Source organism: Idiomarina rhizosphaerae (genome assembly GCF_024159085.1).
GTDB classification, from domain to species: domain Bacteria; phylum Pseudomonadota; class Gammaproteobacteria; order Enterobacterales; family Alteromonadaceae; genus Idiomarina; species Idiomarina rhizosphaerae.
The window spans coordinates 319,459-343,197 of the sequence record NZ_JAMZDE010000007.1; the positions used below are offsets into that span (position 1 = coordinate 319,459).

Below are 23,739 nucleotides of genomic sequence, written 5' to 3' on the forward strand. Positions count from 1 at the left end.
TATTAAAAATCAACTACCCAACAGGGTACTACAGTTTATAGTCTGTCGCTACCAAGTAGACCTCTCTAGAACGTGCTCTTGAGGACTCTGGTTTTCTCGTTTTCACATCGTTAAACGCTGCTCGTACATCTTTCAGGAAAGATTCAAAACCTTGCCCCTGAAACACTTTGACGGCAAAACTCCCGCCTGGTTTCAAAACCTGATGGCACATGTCCAGCGCCAGCTCTACCAAATACATAGAGCGCGCCTGGTCTACCGTGCCATTGCCGCTCATATTAGGTGCCATATCAGACAGCACCACATCAACATTTTTACCGCCGATACGTTCTAATAAAGCTTCCAGTACCGATTCTTCACGAAAATCACCCTGAAGAAAATCGACCCCGGCGATTGGGTCCATCGCTAAAATATCACAAGCAATGATTTGACCGTCGCCGTTAAAGTAGTCAGCAACGTATTGTGACCATCCACCCGGAGCCGCTCCTAAATCAACGACGGTTTGACCTTTTTTGATCAGTTTGTCCCGTTTTTGTATTTCTTCCAATTTAAAAACAGCGCGGGAGCGTAATCCCTTCTTCTGTGCTTTTTGGACAAACTGATCGTCAAAATGTTCTTTCAGCCAGCGCTGACTACTCACACTGCGTTTTTTTCCCATGATTTAACGAAGTTTCCTTAATTGTCTGGCCTGAATACCTGATCTGGCGTTACAATGTTAAAAAATCAAGCTCTAAAATGGATATTATCGAATGTCATTAAGTAATAAGCAAAAACAGCATTTAAAAGGTTTAGCACATCCGCTTAAACCCGTCGTACTACTTGGGGCTAACGGCCTTACTGAAGGTGTTCTTGCAGAAGTTGAGCAAGCACTTGACCACCATGAACTAATTAAAATAAAAGTTCCGGAAGAAGATCGCGAGCTCAGAAAGCAAATTATGGCAACCATTGTACATGAAACCGGTGCCGCTGAAGTGCAAATTATCGGTAAAACACAAGTGATATACCGTGCTGCAGAAGAGCCTAAGATTCGCCTTCCTCGCGGTTAATCTTTTGAATCGCAGGCTTAAGAGCTAATGCTTTCGCTACTAACTCTAATGCCTGCGATTTCTCCATCCACTTATCTGTAGTGGAAAAATACGCATCCAGCATCAAAGCCATGCATTGTTCATCATCTTGCAGCCCGTAGGCTTTCAATAACGGCTCTATCTTTTTGTGCGCTTTTAAAAACTCAATTCGCCGTTTGCGCTCTTCCTCTACCACGCTGGTCTTAACATAGTCGCCATGAGTATAAGCGTAACTGGGTTCGTGCAAGGTATAACCCGGAGCGAAAAACCAGTTAAGAGAAATTCTTTCTTGCAGTAGTTTCCGGATAATTTCGGCAAAAGGTAATTTGTTACTACGTTTCCAGTTGGCGTAATCGTTGGCATTGCGACCTAACCACACGGAAACATCTTTATAAGTTGCCTTTTGTGAGATGAGTTTTAAACGTTCGAAGCACTCCGTGACGCTAAGTTCATCAAGAGGTGTATGCTGAAGAGTGTTAAATGATAGTGACTGTTCCTTGTCCATTGTCATCTTCTCTTGTAAATTTAATGTTAGAAAACACGGTAAGAGCAAACTATACAATAAATCGTATAAAAAACAAACAGGAATGCATTTCAAAAGCTAATAAAAAGAAAAAGGCTGGTAAACTTGCGTTTCCAGCCTTTTATAAACTTATTATTAATATTACTTATATTGTACTGCAACAACCTCGTATTCAACTTCACCATTAGGCGTCGTTACTGTCGCAATATCATCAATTTCTTTACCAATAAGTGCACGCGCAATGGGTGAATTCACAGAAATTAAATTTGATTTAATATCCGCTTCATCATCGCCGACTATTTTATAAGTAACTTCTTCGTCCGTTTTTGTGTTGTAAACGGTGACTGTGGAACCAAAAATAACTTTACCGTTATTTGGCACCTTAGTTACATCAATAATCTGCGCGTTGGAAAGCTTGGATTCAATTTCCTGAATACGACCTTCACAAAAACCTTGTTGCTCACGCGCTGCATGATATTCCGCATTTTCTTTTAAGTCGCCATGCTCGCGAGCATCAGCAATAGCTTCAACAATGCGCGGACGCTCCACCGTTTTTAAACGTTTAAGCTCGTCTCGTAGTAATTGCGCGCCATGTTCCGTCATTGGAATCTGGTTCATATTAACGATACCCTTTTATGTAATTCTTGTACCGAGCTCACCCGAGCCCGATCATCCGCTGTATTTGCTTTTACTGTCGCAAACGCAGCATTCAATGTTGTGGTGTAAATGACTTTATTCAACAGTGCCTCGCGGCGAATATAGACCGAGTCTTCAATCGCCTGACGGCCTTCTACTGTATTTATAATATAGCAATATTCGCCGTTTTTAATCGCATCAACAATATTTGGACGGCCTTCTTGCAGTTTATTTACAATACTGCAGTCGATACCTTCTTCACCAAGCATTTTCGCCGTACCGCGCGTGGCTTCCAAACTAAAGCCTAAAGCCAATAAGCCTCGGGCTAAGTCCATCAGGCGTTGCTTGTCACTGTCTTTTACAGAAATGAGCGCTTTACCTTTTTTAGCCAGCGCTTCGCCGGCACCCAGGTTCGCTTTCGCATAAGCTTCTTCAAAGCTTTCACCCACGCCCATAACTTCACCGGTTGAACGCATTTCAGGTCCGCGAATAGGATCCACGCCCTGGAATTTAGCAAAAGGAATAACCACTTCTTTCACCGAGTAATACGGTGGAATAATTTCTTTTACATAGCCCTGCTCTTGCAGTGACTGGCCAACCATTACTCGCGCTGCCACTTTGGCTAACGGCACACCCGTTGCTTTAGAAACAAAAGGTACGGTTCTCGCAGCTCTTGGGTTTACCTCAATCAGATAAATTTCATCATCTTTAACCGCAAACTGAGCATTCATCAAGCCATTTACATTCAATTCAAAAGCTAACTTACGCATTTGTTCACGTAATTGAGCCTGAATAATGTCACTCAATGAGTACGGAGGCAATGAACACGCAGAGTCACCCGAGTGAACACCGGCTTCCTCTATATGCTGCATAATGCCGCCAATTAGAACATCGGTACCATCGCAAATAGCATCAACGTCAACTTCTATCGCGTTATCAAGGAAACGATCCAGCAGTACCGGCGCGTCGTTTGAAACTTTGACCGCGTCAGTCAGATAACGTTGCAAATCCGCTTCATCATAGACAATTTCCATTGCCCTGCCACCCAGAACATAAGAGGGACGAACAACTAGCGGATAACCGATACGTTTAGCCTCAGTTAGTGCTTCGTTAAAGCCTGTAACTGTTGAGTTTTCGGGTTGTTTTAATCCCAGGCGGCGTACTGCAGTCTGAAAACGCGCTCTGTCTTCCGCACGGTCAATCGCGTCAGGCGATGTACCGATAATTGGAACGCCATTGGCCTCAAGCTCACGCGCCAGCTTCAACGGAGTCTGACCACCGTATTGAACAATAACCCCTTTAGGCTTTTCAATACGAACAATTTCAAGGACATCCTCGAGTGTAATAGACTCAAAGTAGAGACGATCTGATGTGTCATAGTCGGTAGACACAGTCTCTGGGTTGCAGTTAACCATAATGGTTTCGTAACCGTCTTCGCGCAGCGCCAGCGAGGCATGCACACAGCAATAGTCGAACTCAATGCCCTGCCCTATACGGTTAGGCCCGCCACCGATAACCATGATTTTTTCTTTGTCCGTCGGCGCCGCTTCGCATTCTTCATCGTAGCTTGAATACATGTAAGCTGTGCCAGAGGCGAATTCAGCCGCACAGGTATCAACACGTTTGTAAACAGGATGAATTTTATACTTATAACGCTTTTTACGAACTTCTGCTTCACTCACATGCAGAACGTCGGCTATACGGGAATCAGCAAAACCACGGCGTTTCAATACCGTCATAACGTCTGCGGTGAGCCCGGCTAAACCAAGTTCATCAATTTCTTTTTCGAGGTGTACAAGCTCTTCAATCTGAATCAGATACCACTCGTCTATGCGTGTCAGCTCAAAGACTTCGCGTACCGTCATTCCTAAGCGGAAGGCGTCGGCGATATACCAGATGCGCTCTGCGCCCGGCTCTTTTAATTCACGGATGACTTTTGAACGAGCATCTTTAGCTTCTAAGTCCACAATAGGGTCAAAACCCGAGGCTCCAAGCTCAAGACCACGCAGGGCTTTTTGCATCGACTCCTGGAAGTTACGGCCAATAGCCATGACTTCACCTACCGACTTCATTTGCGTGGTCAGTCGGTCATTGCAGTTAGCAAATTTTTCAAAGTTAAAGCGCGGTATTTTCGTTACAACGTAGTCTAACGCTGGCTCGAAAGATGCTGGTGTTTTACCACCAGTTATTTCGTTCTCCAGTTCATCCAGCGTATAACCAACCGCTAGCTTCGCAGCAACTTTAGCGATTGGGAAGCCTGTGGCTTTTGATGCCAAAGCCGACGAACGGGAAACCCGTGGGTTCATCTCGATAATGACCATACGTCCGGTATCAGGGTTAACACCGAACTGTACGTTTGAACCACCAGTTTCCACACCAATTTCACGCAGAACAGCCATTGCCGCATCACGCATTAGCTGGAATTCTTTGTCTGTCAACGTCTGGGCAGGGGCAACCGTAATTGAGTCACCGGTGTGAATACCCATAGGGTCAAAGTTTTCAATGGTACAGACAATAATGCAGTTATCACTTTTGTCTCGTACCACTTCCATTTCATACTCTTTCCAACCCAGCAATGACTCATCAATTAGCAGTTCGTTGGTTGGAGAAAGGTCTAACCCGCGTCGACAAATTTCTTCGAACTCTTCGCGGTTATAGGCAATACCACCACCACTGCCGCCCATAGTGAAGGACGGTCGGATAATACAAGGAAAGCCCAGTCGACTAAGAACATCAAAGGCTTCATCAAGGCTATGAGCCATTTCAGCGTTCGGTGTTTCCAGACCAATCGCTTTCATCGCTTTGTCGAAGCGATCACGGTTCTCTGCTTTATCAATCGCATCGGCATTGGCGCCAATCATTTCAACCTTGTAGCGTTCCAGTACACCGTGACGGTCTAAATCCAGCGCACAGTTCAAAGCGGTTTGACCACCCATGGTCGGCAACACCGCATCTGGACGCTCACGCTCAATAATTTTCTCTACTACTTCCCAGTGAATTGGCTCGATATAAGTTGCATCGGCCATTTCCGGGTCAGTCATAATGGTAGCAGGGTTAGAATTTACCAAAATGACTCGGTAACCTTCCTCGCGCAGCGCTTTGCACGCTTGAGCGCCGGAGTAATCAAACTCACAGGCCTGGCCGATAACAATAGGGCCTGCCCCCAGAATCAGAATGCTTTTAATGTCGGTACGTTTTGGCATAAAGTCGCTCTATCTGTCCTTTCGCTACGGATGACGGCATCGAATATCATTCGACGAATCAGGCTTTGGCCTGCATCAATTCAATAAATTGGTCAAACAGTTCACTGGCATCGTGCGGCCCCGGACTTGCTTCGGGGTGCCCCTGGAAACTAAAGGCCGGCTTATCTTTGCGGCGAATACCCTGCAATGTTCCATCGAACAAAGATACGTGAGTCACTTCCAGGTTATCCGGCAGATGTTTCTCATCAACGGCAAAGCCATGGTTCTGGCTGGTAATCATCACCCGTTTCGTTTTTAAATCTTGTACCGGGTGGTTAGCACCGTGATGACCAAACTTCATTTTCATGGAGTGCGCACCACTGGCAATCGCCAGTAACTGATGGCCAAGACAAATACCAAAAATTGGAATCTCTTTATCCAGTAAGTCTTTGATTGCTGTAATCGCATAATCACAAGGCTCAGGGTCACCCGGACCATTCGATAAGAAAACCCCATCGGGTTTTAATGCCAGCACATCCTCGGCGGACGTTTGAGCCGGTACTACTGTAATTTTACAGTTTCGGTCAGCCAGCAAACGCAGAATGTTGTGTTTACAACCATAATCGTAAGCGACTACATGGTATTTATTCTGCTCTGGTTTCGTGTGGCCTTCGCCCAGCTGCCAGCTACCGCCCTGCCAGTCGTAGGGCTTATCGCAGCAAACTTCTTTCGCAAGATCCATTCCCTTTAAACCCGGAAACTTCTGAGCCAATTCCTGCGCTTTACTTTCATCCAGCTCGCCAACCAAAATGCAGCCATTTTGCGCGCCTTTCTCGCGCAAAATACGAGTTAAACGACGCGTATCAATATCTGCAATACCCACCACATTGTGACGTTGCAAGTAAGCGCTAAGCGTTTCCTCGCTACGGAAATTGCTGGCTTTCATTGCCAAATCTCTAATGATAAGTCCTTTCGCCCAAACCTGATCAGACTCTGCATCTTCAGAGTTAATACCGGTATTGCCTATATGGGGATAAGTGAGAGTAACGATTTGTTCTGTATAAGATGGGTCAGTAAGAATTTCCTGGTAACCTGTCATGGCCGTATTGAAGACCACTTCGCCGACTGCAAAGCCTTCGGCTCCGATAGCGGTTCCGCGAAACACGGTCCCGTCAGCAAGCACCAGAATCGCTCGTTTAGCGGATTGACTCGCTAGAATACTCAAGGGCAACCTCCGTACATAAAAAAACGGGTAAATCAATAATTTGACTTCCCCGTCTTGCGTCCTGAACCGCGCGTTTTGCCAAATCACGCCGGCCTTCGGACTGATTCAGGCAAATTCCCGCCATTCTACGAAATATTACGAAAATCGTCCAGCAGTATTTATTGCTTGAGCATGCGTTGCAGTATGTCCTGCAAATTTAAGGTGTCCTGCAGACTATATAAACCGGGCGCTTGTTCTTCAAGCCATTTGGCGGCACGTAAGGCTCCGTCGGCAAAAGTTTTTCGATTACTGACACGATGTCCAATCTCAATTCGTTCACCCGCAACCGCAAGCGTAACCTGATGCTCACCGATAATATCCGCTGCCCGCATTACAGAAAAACCTATACCCTCATCGCTGCGCAGTCCGTCGGAGCGAATACCATCGTTAACCTGCTCCCAGCTTTGCTGCCGGCCTTTTGCTGCAGCCTGCCCCAAACTCAGCGCGGTTCCCGATGGACCATCTTTTTTGTGCCGGTGATGCGCCTCAAAGATCTCAATATCAGCATTGGGTAATGCGGCACTGCTTATACCAACCAACTGTTCCAGCAAAGCAATGCCAACGCTGGTATTACTGGCATACAATACCGCTACAGTCTCGGCCGCCTGAGCCAGACGTTCTTTCTGTTCTTCGTTTAACCCCGTAGTGCAAACAACAATAGGTAATTGATATTGTTCAGCAAGCTTCAGGTTTTCAGTTAGTGCTTCAGGCAAAGAAAAATCAATAAGGACATCAATTTCCTCGGGCTGCAACTCATCGGCACTAATAAAGTGAACGGGTTCATTCTCTGTCGCACTCTTGCCGTAACTGCTGCTATTTTTTCTGACAATTGCAGCACTCAGGCTGGCTTCATTATCGTTCACCAGGGCCTGAATAACCGCTTGCCCCATTCTGCCCGAGGCTCCGAATATGCCCACATTGATCATTATTTTGACTCCGTCGCTAAATGAGTTTGATCCTGCAACAGGTTTTCACTACGCGCAACAACTCTGGAAACCATCATATCTCCGGTTACATTGGTCAGGGTTCGGGCCATGTCAATGATGCGATCAATAGCAGCAATAAACGCAATGCCTTCTAACGGTAACCCAATAACGTTCAGGGTAACGGTTAACATGACCAGAGCGGTACCCGGTACGCCCGCAGTTCCCACCGAAGCCAGCGTCGCGGTTAGCATGATCAAACCGTAATCCATCCACTCTAACGGTATTCCGTAGAGCTGCGCAATAAAAATAGAAGCCACAGCCGGATAAATACCACCGCAGCCGTCCATATTAATGGTTGCACCTAAAGGTAAAACGAAGCTGGCGTAATCCTTCGATACACCCAAACGTTCGGTGACAGCCCGGTGAGCCGCCGGTAAAGAGCCAAATGAACTGCAAGTGGTAAAGGCTACAATCTGGGCATCAAATACTGCTTTGAAGAACTGCCAGGGACTCATACCGCCTGCAGTGCGAATTAAACCGCCGTAAACCACCACAATATGGATAAGACAAGCCAAATAAATAACACCAACAAATTTCGCCAGTGGCAGCAAAGTGCTAAAACCGTATTCACCAATAACCCAGGACATTAACCCCAGCACACCAATAGGCGTTAACTGCAATACCATACGGGTAATTTCATACATGACTTCAGCGCCTGACTTTATCGTCTTACGCAAAGGCTCGCCTTTGCCTTTTAAACACTGAATAGCAATACCGACCAAAGCGGCAAAAACTACGATTTGCAGTACATTACCTTCGGTTAACGCTGCGAAAGGATTGCTGGGCACAAAATTGAGGAAAACTTGGGCTATGCCGGGAATTTGCTTTTCATTTTGCTCCGTTGCGGTCAAGGTGGCTGCCGGGCTCATGTCAATTACACTGGCCAAAGTTAAGCCAATGCCGCTGGCAATCACTGCAGTCAGCATAAATAAACCTATGGTTTTAGCACCCAAACGACCTAATTTCTTACCATCATTCAAATCGGTAATGGCACTGACAATGGCACAGAAAATAAGCGGCGCGACCAACATCTTAATGGCTTTTATAAATAAATCACCAAGAGGCTTAAGCGCAACGCCAACTTCAGGAGCCAGCCCACCTATTAGCATTCCTAATACAAAGGCACCTAAAACACGTTGCCAAAATGGAATTGCAAACCACGCTTTAAACATAATTCCCCAGCCGCTTTATAAAAAATGGGAGCTAGGGTAAAACGTTAAAGGGGCGGTCAAAAAGAATAAATTGAACTAGGTTATAACCTTTTGAAAGGCAGAGGGAATGAGCTGTTCCCTCTGTTACTTTATTTGTCTGAACTGCCAACCGATGCCGGACGTTGACAGTCTGGCGTATTCCCCGCTGCACGAGCAGCAGAGTAACGCGCTTGCAACGACGGGATCAGCGCTTCAAGATCCTTAATACGAGTTTTCGGATTCGGGTGAGTCGACAACAGTTCAGGCGGCGATTCACCGTCTGAAGCCGATTGCATATTGCGCCAAAGCTCAGGAGCCTCTTCCAGTTTGAACCCAGCGTCGGCCATATATTCCATACCCAGTTCATCCGATTCTGATTCATGGGTACGTGAATAAGGCAGCAGGATACCAACCTGAGCCCCTACACCTAAAGCAGCCATTAATAGGCCGGCTTTATCGTTATCCAACTGAGTACTGGCAAGAATGCCACCAAGCTGCAAACCAAGTCCGACCATCATGTTACTGGAGATACGCTCATTACTGTGTTCAGCAATCACGTGGCCAATTTCATGCCCGATAACCGCCGCAAGCTGGTGTTGGTTTTCGGCAACCTCTATCAGGCCGTCGTATACGCCAATATAACCACCGGGCAGAGCAAAAGCATTGACCGTAGGCTCTGCAAAGACAGTCACTTGCCAGTCCATCTGGCTATAATTTCCCGGCAAATTTTCAATTAACGCATCGCTGACACAACGCACGTAAGCATTGACCTCAGCATCGTCATTAATTTTCTGTTCTTCGCGCATCTCCTCGTAAGAGGCAGCCCCCATTTTATTCAATTCGCTACTTGAATAAAGTTGCAGCTGCGAGCGCCCCGTCGGAGATTTAGCACAACTGGAGAGCATCACCAACATGCAGGCACTTAACGTCACGGTCTTCCAATTCATTGACTGCCTCCGATCTTTTTTATCATGCACTTACTATAGTGATAGACAATCTAGCTACGTAAGTCATCAAAGAATTGTTTCACGCCGTCAAAAAAACCTTTTTCCTTAGGTCTAAATTTGGCTGCTTCATCGCCGGTACCCATTGAATCTTCAAGCTCTTCTAACATGTCGCGTTGCTTAGATGACAGATTTACCGGGGTTTCAATCACCACCTTGCAAATTAAGTCGCCGACTTCACCAGTGCGGACTGACTTAACGCCTTTACCGCGTAACCGAAAATGTTTACCCGTTTGTGTCTCTTTAGGCACTTTCAGTTTTACTTTGCCATCTAAAGTTGGCACCTCAATGTCACCACCAAGAGCGGCTTTAGTAAAGCTTACTGGCACTTCACAGAACAAGTTATTGCCGTCGCGGGCAAAAATAGGGTGTTCCCGTACGTGAACCTGAACGTATAAGTCACCTGCAGGTGCTCCGTGCTCACCCGCTTCGCCTTCATTAGCTAAACGAATTCGGTCGCCGGTATCAACGCCAGCCGGAATCTTAACCGATAACGTTTTAGTCTCTTCTTTACGGCCATGTCCATGACATGTGCGGCAAGGATCTTTAATAATCGTACCTGTTCCACGACATTGAGGACAGGTTTGCTGCACAGCAAAAAAGCCCTGGCGCATCTGAATCTGACCTGAGCCATGACAATGACCACAGGTTTGCGGCTTACTGCCTTTTTTCGCACCGCTACCGTTACAGTCGCGACATTCCACCAGTGTTGGAATTTCGAGCTCAACAGTTTTACCGCGAACAGCTTCTTCCAGCGACATATCCAGGTTGTAGCGCAAATCCGCACCGCGTTGCGCGCGGGCTTGCTGACGTCTGCCGCCACCAAAAATATCACCGAAGACATCACCAAAGATATCAGCAAAATCAGCACCGCCACCGCCGAATCCGCCTGCACCATGGCCAGCTCCGCCCTGGCGTGCCTGTTCGAAAGCTTCATGCCCATATTGATCATACATCTGGCGTTTCTGAGGATCAGAAAGAACTTCGTACGCCTGCTTAATCTCTTTAAACTTAATTTCCATATCTTTATCACCCTCGGTTCTGTCCGGGTGATACTTCATTGCCATACGTTTGTAGGCTTTTTTAATGTCACGTTCATTGGCGTCTTTCGATACGCCCAGAACCTGATAAAAATCTTGCGTCGCCATAATTTCTTCGTCTTCTATCTGTGCTGTTTGTCAGCCTGATACAAATACACGGGTATTACCTTGCGGCAACACCCGTGTGCTTTTGCGAAGTTGCCTTAATGCTTACTTCTTATCGTCGTCTTTGACTTCTTCAAATTCAGCGTCAACGACATCATCATCCGCTTTGGAAGACTGCTGTTCACCGCCAGCTGCACCTTCAGCACCTTGTTGTGCCTGTTGCTGCTGAGCTGCTTCCATCAGTTTCTGCGATGCTTCCATCAACGCCTGAGATTTCGCATCAATGGCTTCTTTATCACCATCTTTAGACGCTTGCTCAAGTTCTTCACAAGCTTTCTCAATGGCGTCTTTGTCTTCCTGAGACAAGGCATCGCCAACTTCTTTCAGCTGGTTACGGGTTGCGTGAACCAAACCGTCTGCCTGGTTACGTGCCTGCACCATTTCTTCAAATTTCTTGTCTTCTTCAGCGTGCGCTTCAGCATCTTTAACCATTTTATCGACTTCAGACTCATCCAGACCAGAAGATGCCTTAATGGTAATCTTCTGTTCTTTGCCTGTGTCTTTATCTTTGGCTGATACGTGCAGAATGCCGTCCGCATCAATGTCAAAAGTGACTTCAATTTGTGGTACACCACGAGCCGCTGCACGAATACCTTCCAGGTTAAACTGACCCAGAGATTTGTTATCCGCAGCGCGTTTACGCTCACCCTGAATAACATGGATAGTTACTGCAGACTGATTGTCTTCAGCCGTTGAGAAGGTTTGCGATTCTTTAGTCGGAATCGTTGTGTTCTTCTCAATCAGCTTGGTCATTACGCCGCCCATGGTTTCGATACCCAGCGACAGAGGACAAACGTCCAGCAGCAGAACGTCTTTCACATCGCCCTGCAGTACACCAGCCTGAACCGCAGCACCCACTGCAACAGCTTCGTCAGGGTTCACATCGCGGCGTGGTTCTTTACCGAAGAAGTCCGTTACCGCAGCCTGTACTTTCGGCATACGAGTCTGACCACCAACCATGATGATGTCCTGAATGTCACTGACCGACAGATCAGCATCGGCTAAAGCCTGTTTCAATGGCTCAAGCGATTTTTTGATTAAGTCTTCAACCAGTGATTCCAGCTTCGCACGGGTCACTTTAATGGCCATGTGCTTAGGACCAGCGTTGTCTGCCGTAATGTACGGCAAGTTCACTTCGGTTTGCTGAGCTGACGACAATTCAATTTTCGCTTTCTCTGCGGCCTCTTTAAGACGCTGCATAGCTAATGGATCTTTACGCAAGTCCATGCCCTGGTCTTTTTGGAACTGCTCAACTAAGTAGTTGATTAAGCGGTTATCAAAGTCTTCACCACCTAAGTGCGTATCACCATTAGTTGCCAGTACTTCAAAGGTGTGCTCGCCTTCAACTTCGTCAATCTCAATAATAGAGATATCGAACGTACCACCACCTAAGTCATAAACAGCGATCACGTTGTCGCCGGACTTCTTGTCCATACCGTACGCTAAAGCAGCAGCTGTCGGTTCGTTAATAATACGTTTGACGTTAAGACCCGCGATTTTACCGGCGTCTTTTGTCGCCTGACGCTGAGCATCGTTAAAGTAAGCCGGTACAGTAATTACCGCATCCGTTACTTTCTCGCCCAGAAATTCTTCCGCTGTCTTTTTCATCTTTTTCAGGACTTCAGCAGAAATTTGCGGCGGCGCTTTTTTGTCACCATCAATTTCTACCCATGCGTCACCGTTGTCAGCCTTAACAATTTTGTAAGGCATAATGCCGATATCACGCTGTACTTCTTCGTCCTGAAAGCGACGGCCGATAAGGCGCTTAATCGCAAACAAGGTTTTGTTTGGGTTGGTTACTGCCTGACGCTTTGCCGGTGAACCTACCAAAATTTCGCCATCATCAGTAAATGCAACTACTGACGGAGTTGTACGGTCGCCTTCGCCGTTTTCAATAACGCGAGCTTTGCCACCATCTAGTACAGCAACACAAGAGTTTGTTGTACCTAAATCTATACCAATCGTTTTACCCATGATTCGTCTCCAACTTCTGATTCATGTAATTTGTTTCGTTACCCCTTATCTGGGGTGCCTATGTTCGAATTTCAATACCCAACATAGGGATAATTTTCGATTTTGTTACGCTTTTGTATCGACACCCGAGTTCGAGTTACGCGCAACCATCACCATTGCCGGACGCAACAGGCGTCCATTCAGCTCGTAACCTTTTTGCATTACCGCCATAATGGTGTTGTTCGGATGCTCATCAGATTCCTGCATAGACATGGCCTGGTGTTGATCCGGATTAAAGGCTTCGCCTTCTGCACCAATTGCTTTTACTCCGAACTTTTCCAGTGTTGAGGTTAAGCTTTTGTAGGTCAGCTCAATGCCTTCTACGAAATTTTTGTTCGCCTCGTCTTCTTTATCAGCCAGCTGTAAAGCACGTTCCAGATTATCTACCGAAGTCAGTATCTCATTAGCAAACTTCTCTAACGCAAACTTATGTGCCTTTTCAACATCCTGACTGGCCCGGCGACGCACATTTTCCATTTCAGCCTGAGTGCGCAATACCGAGTCGCGCTGATCATTCACTTTCGCTTCGGCTTTACTTAAAGCCAGTTCCAGCTCAGCAATGCGATCCGTTTGATCCGATGACTGCCCTGCAGTTTCAGCTTCATCGGCAGCTACGTCCTGCTGCAACGCCTCTTCCGCTGCCTGTGCGGCTTCCTGTTCCGCTTTTTGCTGCTCTACGGTCGGCTCATCAGCCGTTTCGTTTTTCTGTTTCGAATCGTTTTTATCGGTCATAAGTGACTCTCTTTAACCAGTTTAAAATTAAGGTTGCAGGATTAATGGGGGCAAGTTTTTTTCTTTCAAGGGGATTTCTCTTACTTGATAAATTTTCTTGCTCATCGTAGCGTAAGCACACGAACGCATAAGGATCCCGTTAATGAGCGCATTTACAAAGATTGGGTTACTCGGCAAAGCCGACGACCGTGGTACCCAGTTAACCTTAGAAACGATTACCACGGCTTTAATTCATCGTGGTTTTGCGCTGTGTCTGGAAGCACGTACGGCGGAGCAATTAAACTTGCCGGAAGAAGTCGAAACGCTAAGCCTGCAGGATCTAGGAGAATGGGCCGAAATTGCTGTCGTCGTCGGTGGTGACGGCAACATGCTCGGTGCTGCCCGCGCTTTATGTGAGTACGATATCGGTGTTATCGGCGTCAACCGCGGTAATTTAGGTTTTTTAACCGACTTAGATCCCGATGAAGTCATGACCCCTCTGTTGTCAGTACTCAATGGAGACTATCACGTAGAAGAGCGTTTCCTGCTCTCAGCCGAAGTCATTAACAACGGCAATTCATCGGGCACCGGCAGAGCAATTAATGAAATTGTTCTGCACTCCGACAAAGTCGCTCACATGATAGAGTTTGAACTCTATGTGAACGACCATTTTGTCTTTAGCCAACGCTCTGATGGTTTAATTTGCGCCACCCCAACCGGCTCCACCGCCTATTCATTATCGGGCGGCGGCCCTATTTTGCATCCAGGCCTTGACGCAATGACTCTGGTGACTATGTTTCCCCATACCTTAAGCAGCCGACCAATTGTCGTCGACGGTAACAGTGAAGTCAGATTAAAGGCAGCTTTTGACAATGACTTGCTGCAAATTAGTTGCGATGGCCATGTCAGGATGACAGTGCACCCCGGCGATGATGTCATTATCAAAAAATACCCGAAAGCCTTACGCATGATTCATCCGATTGACCACAACTACTATCACGTATTACGTAATAAACTAGGCTGGGGTAGCCGACTTTTTTAAACGGGATACTTGCATTTCGATGCAGCTACTGTATAAATACTGTATAACCTGTATATATCAACAGTATTGGAGCGAAGGCTATGTTATCCCAATTAACTATTCGCAACTTTGCAGTCGTTAAATCGTTAGACATTGAATTTCACAACGGCATGACCGCTATCACCGGCGAAACCGGTGCCGGTAAATCTATAGCTCTGGATGCCCTGAGCCTTTGTCTGGGTAGCCGGGCCGACGCTAACTGGGTTCGCCCGGATCAGGAAAAAGCGGAAATTACAGCCGTTTTTGCTTTGGAAGATGCCAGCCCCGCTCACCAATGGTTAGCTGAGAATGAGTTTGATGCTGATGATGACTGCGTATTACGTCGGGTTATTCAGCGCGACGGACGCTCCAAAGCATGGATTAACGGAACACCGGTTCCTGTCAGTCAGCAAAAATCTCTGGCACCGCTGTTGGTCAACATTCATGGTCAACACGAACATCAACTATTGTTAAAAGAAGAGCATCAATTAACTCTACTCGACAGTTACGCCCGCCATAAACACTTGTTAGACAAGGTTCAGCAAGACTATAAAAACTGGGCTTCAGTTGAAAAACAATACCAAAGCTATCAGCAACAAAAAGAAGAGCTGGAAGCCCAACGTCAATTACTTGAATACCAGGTTAATGAACTGAATGAGTTCGCGCTAGCTGATGGCGAATTCGAAGAGCTGGAGCAAAAACACAAACGCTTAAGTAACAGCAAGGTTTTACTCGAAGCTGGCGTGTTTGCTTTAAACGCTCTTTACGAAGGAGAGCACAATAACGCATCCAGCCTGGTTCAATCCGCCAGCCAGCGCTTAGCTGAAGCTGAAGAGATGGACACCTCACTCTCTCCTATTAACCAGTTACTGCAACAGGCAAAAGTACACATTGAAGAAGCGGCACTTGAATTACGCCAGTATCAGGACGATTTAGAGCTCGACCCGGGCGAACTTCAGATTATAGAAGACCGCTTAAGCGCCGCTATTCATTTAGCGAAGAAGCACCAGATACCCGGCTCCGAACTGAGCCAGCAACACAAAAAGTTAATAGATGAGCTTAATAATCTAGAGCAGGCCGGTGAACAAGCGGAAAAGCTGGACGAAGACCGACAGCAGGCCCGCAAAATCTATCGAGAGAGTGCCCTTAAGCTTTCCACAAGCCGCGAGCAGGCAGCTGCGGAATTAAGTCAAAAAATAAGCAGCTCGATGCAAGAATTGAATATGCCGCATGGTCGTTTTGTTATTCAGGTCGAACATGATGCCAACGCCCGGGCTACCCGACAGGGTACCGATGAGGTCGAGTTTCTGGTAACAACCAACCCGGGACAGCCCATACAGGCGCTGAATAAAGTCGCTTCTGGGGGTGAACTTTCGCGAATTAGCCTTGCCATACAGGTGATGACAGCAACACAGAAAACGGTTCCTACCATGATGTTTGATGAAGTTGATGTTGGTGTCAGCGGCCCTACCGCATCAATAGTGGGTTCTATGCTTCAGGCTTTGGGGAAAAGCTCTCAGGTTATTTGTGTTACTCACTTACCGCAAGTCGCGGCTAAAGCTCATCAACAGTTACAAGTGAGCAAATCAACTGATGGAGCCGAAACTGAAACCGCAGTGATTGCGTTATCGAAAGAGCAAAGAGTTATCGAACTGGCGCGTTTGTTGGGCGGCGACAAAGTCACCGACATGGCGAAAGCTAATGCGAGGGAATTACTCGCCAGTTAAATTCGTTCTATACTGGCGTTCGGGTAAGTCATTGTTTATCATCGACGCCAATACAATCAATTGAGATTAATTTTAATAGGTATTTCATGTCAAGATTTGGAGTTTTTCTAGTTGCCGTTATAACCTTAAATGGCTGTTCTCTTCTCGATAAAATGGTATATCGTATTGATATCCCACAAGGAAATTACCTTGAGCAGGAAGATGTCGACAAGTTGCGGGTGGGAATGACTGAAGAGCAAGTTGTCTTTGTGCTGGGAACCCCTGTTGCGCAGAATAGCTTTGACTCTGACCGCTGGGTATACCTTTATAAAATGGATCCCAATTCAGGTGAAGATTACCGTAAAGAGCTGGTACTTACCTTCAATGACAAGCGTTTGCAGGATTTTAAAGGCGACTTTGATAAGCCAGAAGACTTTAACCAGGCATTGGATCAGTAACTCGCCTCGAAATCTACATCAAGGAGAATTATGGCGAACTCTTCACTTAACGATGAGGTCGTCCGTGTTGTCCGAAGTTCTGGAGACAAACGAGACTATCAGCACCTGACACTAGAGAACCAACTTAAGGTGTTGTTGGTTCACTGCCCTGATAGCCAGAAAGCCGCGGCGTCTGTCGCGGTAAATGCCGGCCATTTCGATGATCCTGAACATACTCAGGGGTTGGCTCATTTTTTAGAACACATGTTATTTTTAGGAAGCCAGGCGTTTCCTGAACCCTCCGCTTTCGGCCACTTCTTAAATTTGCAAGGTGGCCAGCACAACGCCTGGACAGGCACTGAATTTACTAACTACCATTTTGACTGCAATGCTAATGCACTGCCGCAGGCACTGGAATTTTTTTCCGCTATGCTGAAGAAACCGTTGCTGTCGGAGAGTTGGATAGACAAAGAAATAAGTTCTATAGAGTCTGAGTTTCGTCTGAAGCAGAATGATGAGCTCAGACGTTTGTATCAGGTTCATAAGGTTACGGCTAACCCAAAACACCCCTTCAGTCAGTTTTCTGTGGGCAACCTTAATACCCTCAGACACGACGAGCACGGTACCTTAAAAAGCAAGTTACAGCGCTTTTTTAACGAGCACTATGTAGCACAAAGAATGCGGCTGGTCATTGCTGGTCCTCAGTCTATTACTGAACTCGAACAATTAGCTCACAGCTACTTTGCCGATATTAAACAACAACGCACCGACAAAACTTCTATTAACGCTCCTCTTTACCGCCAGGAGCAAAAGGGAGTGTGGATAAAAGTTAAGCCCGTCAAAGCAGCTTACCGCCTTATTTTGACATTACCGTTACCAAGTATCGACGCAGACTACCCGCATAAAACCACCAGCTTTATCGCGCATTTATTGGGCTACGAGGGGCCGGGAAGTTTATTCAGCTCTTTACGCTCTAAGGGATGGGTCAACTCACTCTCGGCTGGAGGGGGAATCAGTGGCAGTAACTTCAAAGATTTTAATATTAATATCCAGCTTACTGAGTCTGGACGCCGCCATGTTGAAAAGGTTGTTCAGTGGGTTTTTGCCTATATAAGAAAAATTGAAGCTGAAGGGATTGAAGACTGGCGCTACAAAGAGCGCCGTATTACCACAGAAATGAGTTTTCTGTATCAAGAGCCGACTCCGGTCGGAGAATTGGCTAACCAGCTCTCCGTAAACGCTTTTCACTATAAACCGGAAGACACACTGTACGGTGATTATCGTATGGATGGGTTGAATCACTCTTATGCTGCAAAAACCCTGCAGCAGATGACCGCCGAGAATGTGCGCATTACTTTAATTGCTCCTGATGTACTTACGACTGAAGTCGCACCGATTTATCATACAGAATATGGTTTGAGCCCTATTAGCCAAAAGCAGTTTCAGTTATTTTTATCAACACCTGATGACTTCAACTGTCAGCTACCCAAGCCCAATCGTTTTCTCAACTCCCGGTTTAAACCTTTGCCTCTGGAGGCGGGTGGCTCTCTGCCAACACGATTAGAGGACAGTGCACAGTTACAGTTATGGCATCTGCAGGATCGTGATTTCCGGGTGCCCAAAGGCCATATTTACTTGTCCTTAAGGTTGCCTGCGGTAACCAATTCAGCTTTTCACTTCGCTATTGCCAGATTATGGTCTGAGCTAATGATAGATGCGTTAAATGACGACTTGTATGACGCCGAAGTGGCCGGCTTGCACTTTAATATTTACCCTACTCAAAATGGCATAACGATACATACAACTGGGCTTTCTGCCGGGCAAATTCCATTAATGCAACATCTTATCCGGCGAGCTTTAAAGACTCGTTTTGCGAGACGCCGCTGGCAGGATCTAAAACAAAGCTTGTTAAGTAACTGGCACTCAGCTCATCAGAGCCAGCCTCTTAATAAGCTTTTTGCTGAACTGAATCAGCAACTGCAGTCAGGTTTATTTCGGCTTAACGATTTAGCCAGTGAATTGGAAAAGGTCTCTTTCCGTCAGTTTACAATAGAAGTAGCTAAGCTTTTTTCCCCTGTGCATGTTACTGCGCTAGCTCACGGCGACTGGCAAAAAGGCGACGCTCTTAAGCTGGGACAGCTTATTAAGAATAATCTTCCCGACCAACGAAGCGTTCCTAACAAAAGACTTCCTGTTAAACGTGTCCGCGATTTTTGTTCGCAGCAATTAATTGTTCCTGCTGAACACTCAGACACCGCTGTTTTGCTTTATTTTCAAGGCGAAGATGATACTTCGACCGAGCAAATCAGCTTTATGCTCTTGCAACAGTTAATTCATCAACCGATATTTCAGGCTTTACGAACCGAACAACAACTGGGTTATGCCGCCGGAAGCCAGTACTTTCCGGTGCAACGTCTACCCGGAATCTTATTTTTCTTACAGTCACACGAGTTTGATGCCGATAAACTTTATCAAGCAATATATGACGTGATTAACGTGCAACTCGATGAGCTTGAGAATCTGACGCTGAAGGAATGGCACCACGCTAAGTCAGTACTTAAGCAGCAAATTAAGACAATTGATCGCAACTTAAGGGTTCGCAGCCAGAGACTTTGGGGCGCTATTCAACTCGCCGATACAGGGTTCAATCGCCAGCAAGAACTTCTCAGCGCCCTGGAACATTGCCAACTCAGTGACTGGCTGGAACGAATAAAACTGCGTTTAGGTGATAAATCGCAAGCTCTAAGGCTTCAAACCCAAACTCTGACCGAGTAGAATAGTCTTTGACAGTAAGTACCTCTCTCGTTATCTTAACGATATATTAACAATAAAGAGCTGCTAAAGTAGCCATTCAATAGGTTTGTCGTGAATTTTACATTGCCTATAAGAACATTATGCTCTGCTCTTTTTCTATGTATTTTGTTATCCGAAAGCTTTAGCTTTCATGTTTACGCACAGCAGTCCCCCTCAGACAATTCAGTGCATCAATGGACCTTTAATGAAGGCTTACCCAGCAACCATGTAAATGCTATAGCCCAGGGGCCTGAGGGTTTCTTGTGGATAGCGACAGTCAGCGGCCTAACTCGGTTCGATGGCAACGAGTTCAAAAACAGTTTAGCTGTACCTGAGGCGAAGAAGCATTTACTTTCAGATGATATCGAACATCTGTATTTTGATACGTCGGGTGCACTATGGCTCGGAACCCAAAGCGGTCTGGCAAAACTCCAGTTTTCATCAGAACATAAGCTTCAGACGTTCGATTTATCGGGTCATCAGTCTGGTGAGCGTACTCGTATAAAGCACATATCAGAAGATACGAAGGGCCGGTTACTGATTGCTACAGACAGACTAATTTACCGCCACACTCCCGGAACAGAGGGTTTTGAACCCTTAAGTCTAAGCTATAACGGCACCCCAATTGAGCAAGTCAACTATATTTATCACGGAAAAAACTGGAACTGGTTAAGTACTGATAATCAGGGGTTATTTGTTTGGGACGGTTTTTCCAGTGAAGTTTTTGCGGTGAATAAACAAAATCCAATTACAGAGAAAATACCCGGCAGCCTGCTTTATTCTGCGGTTCACTTTCAAAATCAGCTGTGGCTTGCAACCGAGCAAGGTTTGATTCTATTGGACAAAGATTTACGCCTAAAGCCCCTTCCAGAGTACCTTAACAACATAGGAAGAGTTAATAATTTAGCGTTGACTCAGAGCAATTCCGCAATTTTACTCAGTACGACAAAAGGCCTGTATGAATTACGAAATGGGAAGCTCACCCAGCTACATAATGCGCCCGCAACCGCAGCTATAGAAATTACCCGGGGGGATGTTTTTTTCTTAACCAATAATCAGGGCGTATTTCAAATAGACACGCCTTTTGCTCCGGCTATCCTGGCTTCCGATTCCAATAAAAAGCAAAACTCAGCAAGCATCAACATTCCGCAACTGATGCAACAAGTATCAGCAGCAATAGAAGATAACAAGGGTAACTGGTGGTTAGCGACAGAGTTAGGGTTATTATTTTACGATACGGTCAATGGAGAAATATCGGAGCTTAATCACTACCCTGACGCTCAGTTTGAGATAAATAAAATGCGCTTATTCGCGGACCAACTTTATCTTGTCAATAACTCCGGAGCGCTATATCAGTACAATATTATTAATAGAGACTGGAATTCGCTGGTAACGTCATCATTCTCAGCAACGCCCGATAATTTGAACTTAACGCCGTTTGGCCATTCGCTTTGGCTGCATACAAAGACTGAAGCCATCGAAATAAGCGCGTTTGGAGAAGTTTCACAGAAAAAAGCAATTTCTGTCGATAATGAACGGTTAGACAAACCGCCTCATATTGATTTAGAAAGAGTCAGTAATACTACATTTATAGCTGATTTTACGGTTCCGTTTTCAGCAGCTCCGGCAGAGTTACACTATCGCTACAAATTGAATCAGGCGGAAAGTAACTGGCAAACTCTAGAGAAAAGCAGAGCATCACTGCAACTATCTTCATTGCCCTCCGGATCTCATAAACTAGAAGTTCAGGTGGCTTATCGTGATGACCGTTGGTCGCCATCGGCTGTGGCTCATCTTGACGTGGCCGTTCCCTTTTGGAAAACGCCTATAGCCTGGACCGGCTACATACTTATCAGTATTCTGTGCTTGTTCTCGTACTGGCTTTATCAACGCCAGCGTCAGGCAAAAATGTGTCGAGACCTTAAACAATACCGCAGGCAGGCTCAAGGCGTATTATCCAGCCGTTACCAATGCTGGGAGTGGGATCTCGAATCGGGTGAACTGATACGACAGAATATCTGGGACAACTGCCCTGCTTTTCCTATTGACGGTATACGGCTAGGCCTATCTGGTGGCAAATCGAATGTGCACCCAGAAGATCTAAAACGACTGAAAGAAAGCCTTGAAGACCATTTAAGTGGAGAGTCTGAGTTGTTCGAATGCAGCTACAGGCTGGACAATCAGGGCAACTGGCTGTGGGTGTTAGATAGAGGAAAACTTCAAACTAAGGATGAACACCGAACCATGTTCGGCACGCTAAGTGATATAAGCAGTCTGGTAAGCTCTGAAGAACGAATTACAATGCTGGCCTCTTCGATTACGAATATATCTGATGGAATTTGCATCTTCGATCGTTTTTTCCGAAAACGCGAAGTCAATAATGCGTTTGAGCGAATTAGCGGCTTCAGTCGTGAACAGGTGATAGGTCAGTTATTAACGCTTGAGTGTTATCCCGAAAGCTTTGTTAATCAGATAAAGAGATCGGTAATTAAAGAGGGAACCTGGCGTGGTGAAATCACCGATGTTAAAGCTAACGGTGATGAGTTCCTGATGGAATTAACTCTTGATGCTGTTCGGGATGATAACGGCGAGGTATCTCTCATTGTTGCCAGTTTTTCAGATATCACCGAAAGGCGCCATACGGAAAACGAACTTCGCCGCCTGTCAAACACAGACACATTAACAGGACTGCCGAACCGCTCTTACTTTCAGGTTAGTCATTCAAATCTGGTTAGGAAAAAAGTTTCACATACTTTATTACTCTTTGATTTAGACGACTTTAAGAAAATTAACGACTCCTTAGGTCATGAGATTGGTGACGAACTTTTATGTCAGGTTGCCGAGCGACTCATGGATATTGGTCGTCGACAGGACACTCTTTACCGTTTGGGTGGAGATGAGTTTGGTTTGCTTATTGAAGATAGCGTAGACATTAACCTAATTGGCGATTTAGCCAATCAAATTAACCTTAAGGTGGCAGAGCCTTACTTTATTGAGCAGCAAGAAATTGTCATTGGCAGTTCCATTGGCATTGTACTTTACCCTCACGACGGCCACACTTCGCAAGAGCTTTTACAGAAAGCCGATATGGCCATGTATCATGCGAAGCAGCGTGGCGGGAATTGTTATCAGTTTTTCAGCCAGTCAATGAACGAGAACGCGGTCAAACGACTTAAGCTGGAAAATGAATTAAGAGCAGCATTAAAGTCTCATAATATTCGGGTTTACTATCAGCCGAAAATAGAAATACACTCCGGGCATATTGCCGGACTAGAGGCACTGGCTCGCATTGAAAGTGAAGACGGCTCAATGATTAACCCGGCAGACTTCATTCCTCTGGCCGAAGAAACCGGGCTTATCATTCCCCTGGGCGAAGAAGTTTTGCGGCTGGCATGTCGTGATATGAAGCGTTTTATGGCCTGTCAGGGCTCACCAAAGAGCATTGCTGTTAATTTGTCTGCCCGACAGTTTATGCAATCAAGTCTGGCCTTACAAATTGAGCAAATTTTACGTGAAGAGGGTTTGCACCCTCGCCATGTTGAGTTTGAAATAACCGAAGGTATGGTCATGAGCGACCCTGAACGTGCCATTACTATGATGGAAAACCTCTCAGATATGGGCGTAAAACTGGCTCTGGATGATTTTGGCACAGGTTACTCCTCGCTGTCGTACCTTAAGCGTTTTCCGATGAACAGTCTGAAAATTGATAAAGCCTTTGTTGATGACATAACCATCAACGACAAAGACCGTAATATGGTCGCGTCAATTATTGCAATGGCGCATAACCTTGGGCTAAAAGTTGTTGCGGAAGGAGTTGAAACTAAAGCCCAGTTACAGACATTAAAAAGCCTCAAATGCGAATACATTCAAGGCTTCTATTTTGCCAAACCAATGCCGGCTGATGCGTTAATTGAGTTTATTGAGCAGCACAACGAAGTCGCTGCTCAAGTTTAACGTTATTAATAAAG

Annotated in this window: 17 protein-coding genes; 6 read left to right on the forward strand and 11 right to left on the reverse strand. The window is 45.9% G+C overall.

Features of this window, described 5'->3' with window-relative positions; all coding sequences use genetic code 11:
• Positions 1-28: 28 nt before the first annotated feature.
• Positions 29-655 (reverse strand): 23S rRNA (uridine(2552)-2'-O)-methyltransferase RlmE, encoded by a 627-nt coding sequence (gene rlmE / locus NJR55_RS09265; RefSeq protein WP_011234227.1) that lies wholly within the window; start codon positions 653-655, stop codon positions 29-31.
• A 91-nt stretch (positions 656-746) separates the two neighbouring features.
• Here rlmE and yhbY point away from each other — a divergent pair, with 91 nt between their 5' ends.
• Entirely contained in the window at positions 747-1,043 is a 297-nt protein-coding gene (gene yhbY / locus NJR55_RS09270) for a ribosome assembly RNA-binding protein YhbY (protein ID WP_253619687.1), read from the forward strand.
• Here the strand turns inward: yhbY and NJR55_RS09275 are convergent.
• The 10 genes from NJR55_RS09275 to grpE form a co-directional block, all read right to left on the reverse strand.
• Positions 1,018-1,566 (reverse strand): hypothetical protein, encoded by a 549-nt coding sequence (locus NJR55_RS09275; protein ID WP_253619688.1) that lies wholly within the window; start codon positions 1,564-1,566, stop codon positions 1,018-1,020. The genes yhbY and NJR55_RS09275 overlap by 26 nt on opposite strands.
• Before the next feature lie 159 nt (positions 1,567-1,725).
• Positions 1,726-2,202 carry a transcription elongation factor GreA gene (greA, locus tag NJR55_RS09280; protein ID WP_011234230.1) on the reverse strand — a complete coding sequence of 159 codons (477 nt, stop codon included), beginning with the start codon at positions 2,200-2,202 and terminating at the stop codon, positions 1,726-1,728.
• A complete protein-coding gene (carB, locus tag NJR55_RS09285) occupies positions 2,199-5,423 on the reverse strand; it encodes a carbamoyl-phosphate synthase large subunit (protein ID WP_253619689.1) in 3,225 nt (1,074 codons plus the stop codon). Before carB ends, greA begins: the two co-directional genes overlap by 4 nt.
• Positions 5,424-5,481: 58 nt before the next feature.
• On the reverse strand, positions 5,482-6,627 hold the full coding sequence (gene carA / locus NJR55_RS09290) for a glutamine-hydrolyzing carbamoyl-phosphate synthase small subunit (protein ID WP_253619690.1): 1,146 nt from the start codon (positions 6,625-6,627) through the stop codon (positions 5,482-5,484).
• 158 nt (positions 6,628-6,785) lie between these two features.
• Positions 6,786-7,592, reverse strand: coding sequence for a 4-hydroxy-tetrahydrodipicolinate reductase (gene dapB, locus NJR55_RS09295; protein ID WP_253619691.1), 807 nt, complete (start codon positions 7,590-7,592; stop codon positions 6,786-6,788).
• A complete protein-coding gene (locus NJR55_RS09300) occupies positions 7,592-8,824 on the reverse strand; it encodes a dicarboxylate/amino acid:cation symporter (protein ID WP_253619692.1) in 1,233 nt (410 codons plus the stop codon). Before NJR55_RS09300 ends, dapB begins: the two co-directional genes overlap by 1 nt.
• A gap of 128 nt (positions 8,825-8,952) precedes the next feature.
• Positions 8,953-9,789, reverse strand: coding sequence for a M48 family metallopeptidase (locus NJR55_RS09305; protein WP_253619693.1), 837 nt, complete (start codon positions 9,787-9,789; stop codon positions 8,953-8,955).
• Positions 9,790-9,839: 50 nt separating this feature from the next.
• Complete coding sequence (gene dnaJ / locus NJR55_RS09310; RefSeq protein WP_034820113.1) at positions 9,840-10,994, reverse strand: molecular chaperone DnaJ; 1,155 nt, start codon at positions 10,992-10,994, stop codon at positions 9,840-9,842.
• 102 nt (positions 10,995-11,096) lie between these two features.
• On the reverse strand, positions 11,097-13,025 hold the full coding sequence (gene dnaK / locus NJR55_RS09315) for a molecular chaperone DnaK (RefSeq protein WP_253619694.1): 1,929 nt from the start codon (positions 13,023-13,025) through the stop codon (positions 11,097-11,099).
• Between the two features lie 105 nt (positions 13,026-13,130).
• A complete protein-coding gene (gene grpE, locus NJR55_RS09320) occupies positions 13,131-13,796 on the reverse strand; it encodes a nucleotide exchange factor GrpE (protein WP_253619695.1) in 666 nt (221 codons plus the stop codon).
• Between the two features lie 142 nt (positions 13,797-13,938).
• Between grpE and nadK the strand changes: the two genes are divergently transcribed.
• From nadK to NJR55_RS09345, 5 genes are all read left to right on the forward strand, one after another.
• Positions 13,939-14,817: an NAD(+) kinase gene (gene nadK, locus NJR55_RS09325; RefSeq protein ID WP_253619696.1), complete on the forward strand. Its 879-nt coding sequence runs from the start codon at positions 13,939-13,941 to the stop codon at positions 14,815-14,817.
• A gap of 80 nt (positions 14,818-14,897) precedes the next feature.
• On the forward strand, positions 14,898-16,562 hold the full coding sequence (gene recN / locus NJR55_RS09330; protein ID WP_253619697.1) for a DNA repair protein RecN: 1,665 nt from the start codon (positions 14,898-14,900) through the stop codon (positions 16,560-16,562).
• Between the two features lie 86 nt (positions 16,563-16,648).
• Complete coding sequence (locus tag NJR55_RS09335; RefSeq protein WP_253619698.1) at positions 16,649-16,999, forward strand: outer membrane protein assembly factor BamE; 351 nt, start codon at positions 16,649-16,651, stop codon at positions 16,997-16,999.
• A gap of 30 nt (positions 17,000-17,029) precedes the next feature.
• Positions 17,030-19,753, forward strand: a complete 2,724-nt coding sequence (locus NJR55_RS09340; RefSeq protein WP_253619699.1) for an insulinase family protein — start codon at positions 17,030-17,032, stop codon at positions 19,751-19,753.
• A gap of 204 nt (positions 19,754-19,957) precedes the next feature.
• Positions 19,958-23,725, forward strand: coding sequence for an EAL domain-containing protein (locus NJR55_RS09345; RefSeq protein WP_253619700.1), 3,768 nt, complete (start codon positions 19,958-19,960; stop codon positions 23,723-23,725).
• The last annotated feature ends 14 nt before the right edge of the window (positions 23,726-23,739 follow it).

Excerpts from the sequence above, each read along its gene's own strand:
- nadK (WP_253619696.1), top strand. The coding sequence starts at position 13,939 with ATGAGCGCATTTACAAAGATTGGGTTACTCGGCAAAGCCGACGACCGT.
- NJR55_RS09300 (WP_253619692.1), bottom strand. The coding sequence starts at position 8,824 with ATGTTTAAAGCGTGGTTTGCAATTCCATTTTGGCAACGTGTTTTAGGT.
- dnaJ (WP_034820113.1), bottom strand. The coding sequence starts at position 10,994 with ATGGCGACGCAAGATTTTTATCAGGTTCTGGGCGTATCGAAAGACGCC.
- carB (WP_253619689.1), bottom strand. The coding sequence starts at position 5,423 with ATGCCAAAACGTACCGACATTAAAAGCATTCTGATTCTGGGGGCAGGC.
- grpE (WP_253619695.1), bottom strand. The coding sequence starts at position 13,796 with ATGACCGATAAAAACGATTCGAAACAGAAAAACGAAACGGCTGATGAG.
- NJR55_RS09335 (WP_253619698.1), top strand. The coding sequence starts at position 16,649 with ATGTCAAGATTTGGAGTTTTTCTAGTTGCCGTTATAACCTTAAATGGC.
- yhbY (WP_253619687.1), top strand. The coding sequence starts at position 747 with ATGTCATTAAGTAATAAGCAAAAACAGCATTTAAAAGGTTTAGCACAT.
- recN (WP_253619697.1), top strand. The coding sequence starts at position 14,898 with ATGTTATCCCAATTAACTATTCGCAACTTTGCAGTCGTTAAATCGTTA.
- NJR55_RS09275 (WP_253619688.1), bottom strand. The coding sequence starts at position 1,566 with ATGGACAAGGAACAGTCACTATCATTTAACACTCTTCAGCATACACCT.
- greA (WP_011234230.1), bottom strand. The coding sequence starts at position 2,202 with ATGAACCAGATTCCAATGACGGAACATGGCGCGCAATTACTACGAGAC.
- NJR55_RS09305 (WP_253619693.1), bottom strand. The coding sequence starts at position 9,789 with ATGAATTGGAAGACCGTGACGTTAAGTGCCTGCATGTTGGTGATGCTC.
- NJR55_RS09340 (WP_253619699.1), top strand. The coding sequence starts at position 17,030 with ATGGCGAACTCTTCACTTAACGATGAGGTCGTCCGTGTTGTCCGAAGT.
- dnaK (WP_253619694.1), bottom strand. The coding sequence starts at position 13,025 with ATGGGTAAAACGATTGGTATAGATTTAGGTACAACAAACTCTTGTGTT.
- rlmE (WP_011234227.1), bottom strand. The coding sequence starts at position 655 with ATGGGAAAAAAACGCAGTGTGAGTAGTCAGCGCTGGCTGAAAGAACAT.
- dapB (WP_253619691.1), bottom strand. The coding sequence starts at position 7,592 with ATGATCAATGTGGGCATATTCGGAGCCTCGGGCAGAATGGGGCAAGCG.